The following is a 12,901-nucleotide window of genomic DNA, read 5'->3' on the forward strand; positions in this document are numbered from 1 at the left end:
TTATTTATATCTTCGTTTTAATCCAAACTGCATTCCGGCCTTTAGATATTAGCTCAATTAATTTTTCTTCTTGTAAACAAGCAAATGCTTTATTGATCGTGCTTGGTGAAACATCAGAAAATACCATTCGTATTGCTTCTTTTGTAAAAGGTAGTTCTTGTTTTAATATATACTCTTTAATTTTAAAACTTTTGTTCCCTTTCAGTTGGTAACTTGTAATATGTACATCTAGTTCTTTATATGCTTCTAGAATAATATGTAATAGACATTTTAATATAAAGGATACATTATGTTCTTGAAAATGCCAATTTGCTGAAGATTTATAAAGGGCGTCATAATAATCTTTCTCATATTTTTTAATTATTTTATCTAGTGAAATATATTTCACTAGTGAATGTTTACTTTGTAATAGTAATAAAGATATAAGTAGTCGTACCATTCTTCCATTTCCAGATTCAAAAGGAAAAATACATATAAAATTAAGTACAAAATTACAAATTAAAAGTAGTGGATCAATATCTTTTTGATTTAATAAACAATTGTATTCTTCGCATAATTTTTTTACTGCTTCTGGGATTTCTTTAATTGTTAAAGGACGATAGCAATAAAATGAGAAATTAAGTTGCGCATGTTCTTCAAGTAAGATGTCCTGTTTTCTCCACGTTCCACTATCCGAAGTAGCATATTTAAAAAGTTGAAAATGTATTTCTAAGATTGTGCTTGAATCAATAGTAAGCCTTTCATATTTATTATGAATGAGTGATAGCGCATCAACGTAACAAGATATTTCATCTTCAATCATTGTTTTTGGCGACAGATCATATGTAATTAATTCTTTTAACCTTTTATTTGTTATTTTTAAGTTTTTATACATTGCAACAAAATCTTTGGTATGTTGAAGCTGAGTAGATTTTTGCAACTTTTCTAATGTACATGGAAATTCCTTCTCATAGACCTCCAATCTCCCTTGATATTGCTTTATTTTCCCAATTAGGCTTACTACATCTAAATTTACCAATAAATTTGTGAATTTTTCGCCAAAAAACGACATATTTTTCCCCTCCTATAATATAAAACTATACAATAATTAACTGGATTTAAAGTGTTTTTTTGAATAGTTTTCTAAAAAAATCTAAAAATATATTTTTTTATGTGTGAAAATTACAATAATTAGGGCCTCTTTGCCTTATTTTGTGACAAGATTTAACATCAGATTAAATAGTTACATGTCAAAAGATGGAGTTTTATATTGTGTAATAGTTTTTTATTAATAAGTAAGTCACTGCATATGGGGAAGGGGGAAGTCCTTACTAATGAAGACTATTGCTTTTTACTTACCACAATTTCATGAAATACCTGAAAATGATTTATGGTGGGGGAAGGGTTTTACAGAATGGACCAATGTAAAAAAAGCAAAACCACGTTTTCTGGGACACTATCAGCCTAGGGCTCCATTAGGGGATTATTATTACGACTTGTTAAATTTAGATGTTCATAAGTGGCAGATAAACTTAGCAAAACAGTATGGTTTAGATGGTTTTTGCTATTATCATTATTGGTTCAAAGGGAAAAAACTACTAGAAAAACCAGTAGAACTGAGAAATCAATGTAAGGAAATTGATTTCCCGTATTGCTTATGTTGGGCAAATGAGTCCTGGACAAGATCTTGGGATGGGAAAGACCAGAAAGTATTAATGCGACAAGAATATGGGGATGAGTCTGATTGGAGAGAACACTTTAATTATCTTTTGCCATTCTTTAAAAATGAAAACTATTTAACTATTAAAGATAAACCGATATTTGTAATTTACCGACCAGCTTCTATACCAAACCTTAATACACTGTTGAGTCTATGGAATGAATGGGCGCAATCTGAGGGAATTCTAGGAATACACTTTGTAGAAATGTTAACGATTTTTGAAGATAAATCAGATTTTCCTTTTGATGCTGCTATAGAGTTTGAACCTATGTATACTTTAAAAAAATTAATAGGTAATACCAATTCACTTCAACAAGAAAAAAAAGATTTTCATTTAAGCTATGATTTTGTATGGAAAAGAATATTAAGCCGTCAAATTAAAGAACGTGAGAACATTTATAAAGGGGCTTTTATAGATTGGGATAACTCTCCAAGAAAAAAAGAAAGCGCTTTAATTTTAAAGGGAGCTACTCCCGATAAGTTTAAGAAGTATCTTCTACAACATAGTAAGGATACTGATTTTTTATTTATTAATGCTTGGAATGAGTGGGCAGAAGGCACATACCTAGAACCAGACTCAAAGTATGAATATAAATACCTTGAAGCTTTAATGGATATAAAGAAGAGTCACTTTTAATAAAATGTATTAGCAAGATGAGGAGGAAACAATATGACTGATATAAATAATATGATTTCCATTCGGAACATTAAGAAATCATATGGAGATTATACAGTTATTAATAATTTAAATCTAGATATTCGTAAAGGTGAAATTATAGGATTACTAGGACCAAATGGAGCAGGGAAGACAACACTTATTTCAATTTTATCTACTCTTATTCTGCCAGATGAAGGGTATGGCACAGTATGTAGCTACGATTTGTATACTGAACGGAATAAGATTAAAAAAAATGTGAGCGTAGTACCGCAAGATTTAGCGCTATACCCGACTTTAACCGCATATGATAACTTAGCCTTTTATGCCGATATATACGGATTAAAGGGAAAAAGAAAAAAAAGGCGGATAAGAGAAGCATTGCAGTTTGCACAGCTTGAGGATTGGGCAAATAAAAGAATTGATACATTTTCTGGTGGTATGAAAAGAAGAATTAATTTAGTGGTTGGTTTGCTAAACAGACCAAAAGTTATTTTCCTAGATGAACCAACAGTTGGGATTGATCCACAATCAAGAAACCATATTTTTAATTGCATTCGCCATCTTGTAGAAGAGCTAGGGATAACTGTCATATATACAACTCATCATATGGAAGAGGCAGAGATGTTATGCCATCGTGTAGCAATTTATGATAAGGGTGAAATATTAGATGTTGACACCCCAAAAAATTTAATAAAAAAATATGGGGAAAATTATTTAGAGATTGTAATATCAAATACTCCAGAAGAATTTATACATAAAACAAAAATGATTCCTGATGTGAAATCCTGCACATTGGTAGATAAAAAAATCATCATTCAATGCGTAGATAGCTTTAATGTTACAAGAGAAGTTATGAAATTGATTCAAAAATATAATCTGAAAATCGATTTATTTAATGTTAAAAATTCTAATTTAGAAAATGTATTTTTACATTTAACGGGGAAAAACTTAAGGTCGTAAATGAAAGGAGATGGTAAACATGAAAGCTTGGTATATAGCAAAGAAAGATCTACTTATTCTTTTAAAGGATATTCCTGGTCTAATCTATTTATTTATTACACCCATTATAGTTATTGCCGTTGCGAGTTTCGCATTATCCAATGTATTTGATAGTAAGACAGAAAAATTCAAGATTCCTATAGTAGTAAATGATAATGGAGAACTTTCTAAAAGGGTTATTGAAGAGTTAAAAAAAATACCCGCTCTTGAGATAGAAGAAACTTATGAATTAAATAGTAAAAAGAAAGCATATACAGAAGAACAGGCGAAAAAGGAAGTTCAAACTAAAAAAGCGGCAATCGTTATTCCTAAGGATTTTACACAAAATGTATATTCAGGGACAGAGGCCAAAGTCATCATAATAGAAGATAAAGTTGATCGTATTATTCCAAGTGTTGTTTCAAATGCTGTAACTCAAATTGTTTCAGAAATACAAAAAGATATGACTAAAGAGATTGCAAAACAAGCCTCTGCCCAAATGGAAGTGAATGTGAAAGTAGAGTTTAAAGAATTAGCATCAGATAATGAACATAAACCTACTCCATTTGAATCTAATGTACCAGGATATGCCGTAATGTTTGTACTTCTAGGTACTGCTGCAGCTGCAGGTGCATTAGTTGAAGAGAGAGAGAATGGAACGTTAAGAAAAATTCTTACTTTACCTATTAATACATTATCAATCATTTTTGGAAAGATGCTCTCATGCTTTATAACAGCTATTGTTCAATGTGCAGTCCTTTTTAGCGTAGGACATTTTGTATTTGGAATGTGGCTAGGGAAAAGTGTATTAGGAATTATATTGCTAGTGATATGCACTGCATTTGCAGCTTCAAGCCTGGCAATTTTATTAGCCTCTATATGTCAAACTAGATCACAAGCAAATGGTATTTCTATTTTAATCGTGTTGACTATGTCTGCTTTAGGTGGATCTTGGTGGCCAGCTCTATATAGAGCCGGAATGGATGCAAAACCTAGCACATATTACGATTACAGCCTGGGCAATGGGAGGTTTTAACGACTTATTAGTATATAACAAAGAATTCTCCTCTGTTCTTATTCCATCAGCTGCATTAATTGGTATGGGAATTTTATTTTTAACAATCTCCATACAAAAATTTCGACGTTCTTATGAAAAGTAGGTGAAATAAGTGTATTTAGTAAAAAATGAGGTGAATGTTCGTTTTGGGGAATGCGACCCTATGGGAATTGCTCACCATTCTCATTATTTTCATTGGTTTGAACTGGGTAGGTTTCAAATGCTAGATATGACTGGTATAAACCGGTATTTAAAACAGGAAAAATTGTATTTTCCAATTATTGATATAAGATGCACCTACAAAAAATCAGCTCGTTTTCAAGATAACTTAATTGTAGAAACCTATCTTAAGAATGAAAGTAAAGTTTATATAGAATTTGTTTATAGATTATTCCGCAAGAAATGCCGAGTTTTGTTAGCGGAGGGGTTTTCAAAACACGTTTTAACACGGTCGAATGATCAATTAATCAGTAGATTACCAGAAGAAATTTTAGAAAAGATTCAATTTGAAAATAGCGGGGGTGTCATATGATTACATTTATTTTTCCAGGACAAGGGTCCCAATCAGTAGGGATGTGTAAAGGGTATTTAGATAAATACCCAGACATATTTGCCCCATTATTTGAGGAAGCAAATGATACGCTTGGATTTGATTTAAAGCAACTATGTTTATATGGGCCAAGTGAAAAATTAATTGAAACAAGTGTTACACAACCAGCTATTCTTACGGTAAGCACAGGGATATCACGAATTTTACATTTGTACGGTATAAGGCCATCTAAAGTGGCAGGTCATAGCTTAGGACAATTCTCAGCACTAGTAGAAACAGGCTCTTTACAATTCCAGGATGCACTATCCATTGTACGGAAGCGTGGTCAGCTGATGAGCAATGTAAAGAGAGAGGGATGCATGTTAGGGATTGTGTCGAATACATATCAAACATTATTTGAAGTTATAGAGGAGTCTAAAAAATATAATATTGATATTGCTGCCTATAATTCTCCTTCACAGGTAATCTTTTCTGGTGAGAGTGAGAGCATTCTTAAATTTCAAAAGGTATTAGATCAAAAAAACGGTATAAAAACAAAAATACTCTCAACTAGTCATGCATTTCACTCACGTTTAATGGAAGAAATGGTTCTTGAGTTTAAGGAGTATTTAAATCTATTTTCGTTAAAAAGTACTCAAATACCAATTGTTTTAAACTGTTCAGGAAAACCAACTACAGATAGAATCAATATCTTACAAGATATAGAAAGACAATGTGTAGATCCAGTTATGTGGCAAGACACTATCTATACTTTATTGAATAATGGTACGAAACACTTTATAGAAGTAGGTCCCGGAAATACTTTAACCAAGTTATGTCGCTCCTTTAAACAGAACATATCTGTATCCTCTACAGAAACACCCATGTGTTTAAAAAGAGGTCTTACTATGATAGAGAAAAAATTTAAGGAGGAACGGGTCTATGTTTAATGGAAACGAAGTGGCATTAGTTATCGGAGGATCACGAGGCATTGGTAAAGCAATAACAATGGATCTAGCCAATCAGGGCTTAATTGTTTACTTTACGTTTCAAAGTAATCAAAAATCAGCAAATGAAATAGCCAAAACTATAGGAGCAAAAGGTGGAAAAGCGTTTCCTATGCATGTAGATATTACAAATGAAGATTCTATTCATAAATTGTTTCAACACATACGCTCAAAAGAAAAAAGAATAGATATTTTAGTAAATAATGCAGGAGTTATAAATGATGGATTTGCTGCAATGATGAGCGAGGAAAAGTGGGATCATGTGGTTGATTTAAATTTAAAAGGAACATTTCTTTGTTGTCGACAAGCATTAAGAATCATGATGAGACAGAAAAGAGGTTCTATAGTAAATATCACGTCGACAAGTGGAATAACGGGTGCAAGAGGGCAATGTAATTACTCTGCTTCAAAGGGTGGGGTTATTTCTTTAACCAAGACCTTAGCATTAGAAGGTGGGGAATTCGGCATTAGGGTTAATGCAGTTGCACCTGGTTTCATACAAACAGATATGACAAAAGGAATGGATCAACAAACATTAAAAAGGATGTTAGAACTAGTGCCGCTTGGCAGAATTGGGGATCCTAAAGAGGTAGCATATCTAACAACATTTTTATCCTCTAACTATGCAAGTTATATCACTGGGAAAGTTTTTACAGTGGATGGTGGATTAGTTAATGGCTAAACAATAGATGATTAAATGACGAATTTTGAGTTAAACAAGGAAATGGGGAAAACAGATGTTTACGTATGTAGAAACAAAAATTATTGCTGAAAAAAGAAAACAATTAACTACTAGAATTAAAGAAATTATTACTGAGAGATTAGATTTAGAAATCGAACCGCATTTCATTACTGATGATCAGCCATTATTCGGAAGAGGATTAGGAGTTGACTCCTTGGATGCATTAGAGCTATTTCTGGCAATTGAAGAGGAATTTGGAGTTGCAGTGTATGACGAGAATATGGCAGTACTGGGTTCTATTAATAAAATTGCTGATTTTATTGAAGAAAATAGGGAGGATGATGTGCAGTGAGACCGGTATTAAATGCAGATCAAATCCGAAATATCTTACCGCATAAATGGCCATTCCTTTTCTTAGATAAAGTTATTCAACTTGAGCCAGGAAAGAGTGGAATTGGTATTAAAAATGTAACTGTAAGTGAACCCTTTTTTGAAGGGCACTTTCCAAATGAATCAATTATGCCTGGAGTGTTAATTATTGAAGCTTTAGCACAAATGACGGCTGTTGTTTATGTTACAGGAGAACTAGCAAAAATAGATGCACATGGTGCATGTTCACCTAAAATAGATCCGAGTTCATATGTGGGTTATTTAGTTTCTGTACGTAATATGAAATTTTTAAAACCTGTAGTACCAGGAGATCAGCTAGAATTACATGTCCAAATTGGAAGATCACTTGGGGTAATCTCACAAGTAGAAATCACGGCTTATGTAGATAAAAAGAAAGTTGCTACTGGTAGTATTCAAGTTTCTAAAAGAGTTGAGGAAATATGATCCATGGTATGGATGTTCAAGTTCGTGAGTGTACAGAGGCAGATAGTGAGAGGTTAGCTCACTTTTATAATAAATATCAATATGGCCCTATTAAATATGGGTATCCCTTAAATAAGCAAGACATCAAGCAATTATTTCGAGAGCGGAAGATACAGTTATATTTAATTGCTGAATATGAAAATGAAATTATAGCCACCTTATTATTTTCTAGTTTGTCAGGTCAAAGAGCAGCAGTTCCAGATGGAACCTGGGCAGGATTCTTTTTAATTCATCCAGAATTTCGTTCGGGGAATATACCAGATAAATTATTTTCTTATGCGATTAAAAATCTTATCCAACAAGATATTAAGTATATTGATACAGAAGTGAATCCGGAAGATAAAGTAGCCATGGCACTCTATAAAAGAGTGGGGTTATATCAAACAAGTAGGTCGTATATAGACTATGATGGCTACTTGAATTTAAGGAGCTATTTACCTTATGTTATTACTTATCTTTTAGATGCATTTGAACCAATTATTTCAAAAAGTGACCAAGATATATGGCTATCTAGAGGTTGGAAAACAGTTAGAGGATTGAAATCCTTACGTTCTATTCAGAGTAACGCCATAACAAGAAATGGAATTGAAGTTGTAAAATATGCTATTAATCTTGGAGCAAAAGATGTGAATTGTTGGGTTGATATAAAAAGTGAAAAAATTACTGAGGTAGAAACAGAACAAGTACGATTCACTAGTTATATTTTAGAAGGAAACAATTTAATCGTTGGAGAGAAGATTCGCATCTGTTATGTATATGAACACCATTTTCCAAATCCTCTTGAAGCCAGTATTACATCGAAGATAGGGAAAGATTACTTAATTGATTTAAAGAAAACTTTTTATCCAAATAAAAAGTACGAGTGGGAAGAAGTTATAACAGTAAATAAGGAAATAGAGGGAGAGCTTGTTACTAAGTTAACAGCAAAAGAACTAGAATTATCTGTTCATTTTGGAGTAACCATAGCAAATCCGTTAGAAGTAAATGTTGCTAATTATCCTAAGTTAATTAATGGAAAAGAATCTGCATGTATCGTAAATGTAAAAAATAATTCTTTAGATAAATTAATTTACAAACTACTTATTCAACAAGAAAACTCTAAAATACTAGATATCAAACCGCTAGAAAAACACCAAATCTGTATCATAGAGCCAGGTGAAATAAAGAAGCATCCTATTTTATTGAATCCTAAAAAAGTTGGTGTCACTAATATGACACTCTCGGCGGTTAGTCATCAAAATAAAAGTATTGGGGAATTAAAGACAATAATTCCGATTCATGCGCATGGGAAAAATCATGTTTATGAAACAAAAGAATATTTAGTTCTAGAAAATATGTATATAACTGTACAAGTAAGTAAAAGCACTGGTTGTTTATATATATATGATCTTAGAAATCAGCAATTATTGGCAAAAGAAGCATGGCCAGATCTTGATTATCCATTTTTAAATGCAGTAAAAGAGCCAAAAGTAAATGAGCTCTCGTGGTCCATAAAATCAGACTTATGTTTTGAAATTATTCATAAGGTCACAAATTTAAAGAGAAGCATTCGTTTTTTGTCAGAAAAGATAGTTCAAATAAATGATTTTGCACAGAATGGAAAATTTATAAAGATATACCCTTGGTGCATGTTATATGATGCGAAGATAACGGTACCATTAAAGAGTGGGTTACTTTCTAAACCTATGGTATATGGTGAATATCCATATGCAATACATGACTATGAGTTTGTAAATCAATTTGAACTACCTAGTCATCCAAATATGTATGAGCGAAATTATACATTATTTGAATCGAAAAATAATAATATTGGGTTTATATGGAAAGGGAATGTTGAGCGTATCCTATTTGGATTAAGATGGATGCCAGCGGTAATATTTAAACGGACTGAAAAAGAAAAATGTTTAACAAAAACTCACTATTATACTTTATGTTCTCAAGATAACAAAGATGAAGTAGAAAAAATCTATAACGATATTACAAATCATACATCCAAATTTATATTTAATAAGACTCCGTACTCAATTGAGACTGACCAATTTCATATTATAAATGAAAACGGGGAGTTTCATATTCACGGAAGCCTAAAAAACTTATTTTCTTCCATATTAAAAGGGAAATTAACATTGTTTTTCCCTCAGACATCTTACGAACAACAATTATTTATACAAGAAATAGAATCTATAAGCAATTTTGATTTTAAATTTAGTGGAAAGGCTAATTGGTCAAAAGCACATTATGCCATACTTACGTATCAAGATGAATTCAATAGAAATTCGATAACTAAAAAAATATACCTTTTCCCTAAAGGAAGAAATAAATTAACATATAGCGAAAAAAAGCAAGAATACTTAGTTCAAAATAATGTACTAAATATAAAGATTAACGTAAGCCAAGATAGTAAAATAATAGAATTCATGTATAAAGATAAAGAGATTTTAAAAGAAAAATCAGTATTGAATTCTTATAATTTTTTACCCGGTGTAATGATACCAACAGCTAACTCTTATACTCCAGATTGTAGGAAAGATTTGAGCATTAATTCCATCTATCTCAAGAACAGTGCCCATTCAGTAATGGTCGAGGAAAATACATACAGGGAATTCATTAATCAGATCTTCTGTCAATCTAATGAGTGGGAAGTTGAATATACAACTGTATATAATTTACCTGTCTTACAAATACAGTTGAAAAGTCTACAGAAAGATAAAATGAAAACTAGTGTTTTTCACTTATTCTGGGAGAAAAAAGGGAAAATAAAAATCAAAAAGATTTATTATTGGCAGAATGGAGAGCAAAATACATTAATACCAAATGACAAACAAAGAAAGATTTATTTAGATAATAAGGTAATTCTCGAATTATCTAATGGGTTATATGTATCTATTTTAACATCATCACATAATACAAAATGTTTTATATACGAATGGCCTAAAAAAGGGATACAAATCGGAATATATGGTAATCAGAATGAATTTAATGATGGAGATATCCGCTTTAATATTGCAGTTGGAGAAACTTTACTTGATAGTGAATACTTTTCGCAAATTTTAGTAGAGGGGAATAAGACATGAAAGTATTGTTTATTGCACCTAGTCATTTCAGCATTGGTGAGTTGCATAATGCCTTATGTCTAGCAAAACAAATTCAAAAAGATGGGGAAGTTTATTTTTTAACAAGCGAAAAATTCTCATGGTATGCCAGTAAATCTGTAGCAAATGTTACATCACTAACAAAAGGGCTAAGACAAAAAGGGGTTATTAAACAAATAATTAATTCTTTTCAGCCTGATGCTATTGTTTTAGCTGATTACCATAATTTATTTTTAGAGTCTCCAATTATTGATCTTGATTATTTATTAAACCTACACATACCTTGTTTCTCTATTGATTCTTTAGCTTGGGGTAGTGAGGATCGATTATTAGAAAATAAACTTTTTAAAAATGCAAATTACAATAGCTTAAAGAAAAGGTCATTGATAAAACTACCTAAAATCCCGGCCCAATTTAAGCTAATTAGAACATGTCCAGTAAATAGTTATAAACAAGATAGTGAGAATATTATTTCTGTCAAATTATATAAAGAGGCTTTACAAATAGATGAAGAAAGAAAAATGAAAATAAGAGCACAACTAGGTTGTAGAGAACAAGATAAATTAATTATGATTGCGAAATCATCATGGGCCAACCTATTAGTAAAAATGAGGCTCATGGAAAAGAAACAGTACAATGATGCAAGGTTTAGCTATGAATATATATTACAAGAACTATTAAGTCTATATCTTCAGGACTTTCCGAGCGATACATGTATTAAATTAATTGGGGTTTCAGATGAGACTAAATTTGTTTCTATGAAAAATGGAGGAAAAATAGAATTTGTTTCACTACCATTTCTTCATTTGGAAGAATACGAGCAACTAATATTATCGTGTGATTTATTTATCACCGATAATATTACATCCTGCTCAATGGGAAAAGCGGTATTTGGAAAAATACCTGTGATTAGTCTTGTAAACCATATGGGATATGAAGAGTTAAAGGCTCAAAGAGATAGCCTTAATCCTACCTTAAGAAGCATTATAGAAAAATGGAATTATATAATACCTAATGGACTTTATCCATTTCTTGTATTTCCAAATGGATGGCATAAAGAATTAGCTCCATTGATGGAGCAAAATGATTATTTTAAATGTGTGCATACTTGTGAAATTTTTGATTTAAAAGAAACCAGTCAAACAATATTTAATGCGCTGTATAGCAAAACTGAGATTGAGAAATTAAAGAAAATGCAACAACTGTATATAAATAATGTATGTAATTTACCGACAATAAAAGATGTGATAAAGAGAGAATTGGGGGCACTTAATCATGAGTAATCAAATTAATATACAAAAAGAAAAAAATGAAGCATATGATGCAGTACGTAGTGGGATAGGTGTAATAGATTTATCAGAAACAGGAAGAATTGTTGTAAAAGGGGAGGACCATGTAGAATTCCTAGATCGTTTAGTTACGAAAGATATTATGTTTATGGAAGAAGAAACTACACTCTTTACCTTATTGTTACAAGAAGATGGGACTGTAATCGATATAATTAATCTATTTAAAAATGAGGATTCTATTACAGTTATTACTACAGCGCATAAAAAGGATACTGTACTAGCTTGGTTAGAAAATCAAAAGACAAATGGCATTGAGATTATAGATATAAGTCAAACGCATTCTCTCCTTGGATTTGAAGGCCCTTATGCATGGAGATTAGCTCAAAAATTTTTAGATTTCGAAATATCATCACTACCATTTCAATCGTTTGTGTTAAATCAATTATTTGGAAAGGAAATTCTATTGGCAAGAACAGGTGTAACAGCAGAGTATGGTTATCAATTATTGTTTGAAAAACACTTGGAACCAATAGTAGTTGAAACCATAAATTCTTTTAAAGATGACGATATTAACTTAAAAAAAGTGGATTGGGAAACATTAGAGACGTTAATGTTAGAAATTCGACATCCATATTTTGAATTTAAATATTTAGAAGAACTAAATATTTTCGAAGCAAGTTTAGAATGGTTTATTGATTTTTATAAAGATGAATTTTATGGAAGAGAATCCTTAAAACAGCAATCGGAAGCTGGAGTAAATAAAAGAATTGTGGGATTCACGACAGGAATAGAGAGTCAAATTACAGTTAATGATGAGATTTTTATAGAAAAACAATTAATTGGTAAAGTTATTGAACTTAAAGAAAGTCCTGTATTAAATATGAGACTCGGGGTTGCTTTATTAGAGGAACCATTTGCTGTTTCAGGAATTGAATTTTATATAAAAAACAAAGAAAATGCTTTGTATGAGGCACGTACTCAGTCTTCCCCATACATTCTACCTAAATCATGGTCAATCAAAATACTGTAAAGGTGAT

Annotated in this window: 11 protein-coding genes and 1 pseudogene; 11 read left to right on the top strand and 1 reads right to left on the bottom strand. The window is 31.4% G+C overall.

The genetic code is table 11. From position 1 onward, the window contains the following. Positions 1 to 4 precede the first annotated feature (4 nt). The gene (locus tag SJY24_RS01695) at positions 5 to 1,051 is read right to left on the bottom strand and encodes a Fic family protein (protein WP_377863520.1); all 1,047 of its coding nucleotides are present in this window, start codon (positions 1,049 to 1,051) and stop codon (positions 5 to 7) included. Between the two features lie 262 nt (positions 1,052 to 1,313). Here SJY24_RS01695 and SJY24_RS01700 point away from each other — a divergent pair, with 262 nt between their 5' ends. The 11 genes and pseudogenes from SJY24_RS01700 to SJY24_RS01750 all read left to right on the top strand — a co-directional run bounded on the left by SJY24_RS01700 (position 1,314) and on the right by SJY24_RS01750 (position 12,894). After that, complete coding sequence (locus SJY24_RS01700) at positions 1,314 to 2,336, top strand: glycosyltransferase WbsX family protein (RefSeq protein ID WP_377863521.1); 1,023 nt, start codon at positions 1,314 to 1,316, stop codon at positions 2,334 to 2,336. Positions 2,337 to 2,369: 33 nt separating this feature from the next. Then, positions 2,370 to 3,317: an ABC transporter ATP-binding protein gene (locus SJY24_RS01705; protein WP_377863522.1), complete on the top strand. Its 948-nt coding sequence runs from the start codon at positions 2,370 to 2,372 to the stop codon at positions 3,315 to 3,317. A gap of 19 nt (positions 3,318 to 3,336) precedes the next feature. Beyond that, positions 3,337 to 4,495 (top strand): annotated as a pseudogene (locus SJY24_RS01710) (ABC transporter permease). 9 nt (positions 4,496 to 4,504) lie between these two features. Next, positions 4,505 to 4,924 (top strand): acyl-CoA thioesterase, encoded by a 420-nt coding sequence (locus SJY24_RS01715; protein WP_377863523.1) that lies wholly within the window; start codon positions 4,505 to 4,507, stop codon positions 4,922 to 4,924. Further along, positions 4,921 to 5,871, top strand: a complete 951-nt coding sequence (locus SJY24_RS01720; protein ID WP_377863524.1) for an ACP S-malonyltransferase — start codon at positions 4,921 to 4,923, stop codon at positions 5,869 to 5,871. Before SJY24_RS01715 ends, SJY24_RS01720 begins: the two co-directional genes overlap by 4 nt. Then, entirely contained in the window at positions 5,864 to 6,610 is a 747-nt protein-coding gene (gene fabG, locus SJY24_RS01725; protein ID WP_377863525.1) for a 3-oxoacyl-ACP reductase FabG, read from the top strand. Before SJY24_RS01720 ends, fabG begins: the two co-directional genes overlap by 8 nt. Before the next feature lie 55 nt (positions 6,611 to 6,665). Beyond that, positions 6,666 to 6,962, top strand: a complete 297-nt coding sequence (locus tag SJY24_RS01730) for an acyl carrier protein (protein ID WP_000495741.1) — start codon at positions 6,666 to 6,668, stop codon at positions 6,960 to 6,962. Continuing rightward, complete coding sequence (gene fabZ / locus SJY24_RS01735) at positions 6,959 to 7,444, top strand: 3-hydroxyacyl-ACP dehydratase FabZ (protein ID WP_065705800.1); 486 nt, start codon at positions 6,959 to 6,961, stop codon at positions 7,442 to 7,444. The genes SJY24_RS01730 and fabZ overlap by 4 nt, the downstream gene beginning before the upstream one ends. Beyond that, positions 7,441 to 10,557 carry a GNAT family N-acetyltransferase gene (locus tag SJY24_RS01740; protein WP_377863526.1) on the top strand — a complete coding sequence of 1,039 codons (3,117 nt, stop codon included), beginning with the start codon at positions 7,441 to 7,443 and terminating at the stop codon, positions 10,555 to 10,557. The genes fabZ and SJY24_RS01740 overlap by 4 nt, the downstream gene beginning before the upstream one ends. Continuing rightward, positions 10,554 to 11,858 (top strand): DUF6365 family protein, encoded by a 1,305-nt coding sequence (locus SJY24_RS01745; RefSeq protein ID WP_377863527.1) that lies wholly within the window; start codon positions 10,554 to 10,556, stop codon positions 11,856 to 11,858. The genes SJY24_RS01740 and SJY24_RS01745 overlap by 4 nt, the downstream gene beginning before the upstream one ends. Continuing rightward, the gene (locus tag SJY24_RS01750) at positions 11,851 to 12,894 is read left to right on the top strand and encodes an aminomethyl transferase family protein (RefSeq protein ID WP_377863528.1); all 1,044 of its coding nucleotides are present in this window, start codon (positions 11,851 to 11,853) and stop codon (positions 12,892 to 12,894) included. The genes SJY24_RS01745 and SJY24_RS01750 overlap by 8 nt, the downstream gene beginning before the upstream one ends. Positions 12,895 to 12,901 lie beyond the last annotated feature (7 nt).

Origin of the sequence: Bacillus sp. R86525 (assembly GCF_042466195.1) — a bacterium.
GTDB lineage: Bacteria > Bacillota > Bacilli > Bacillales > Bacillaceae_G > Bacillus_A > Bacillus_A nitratireducens.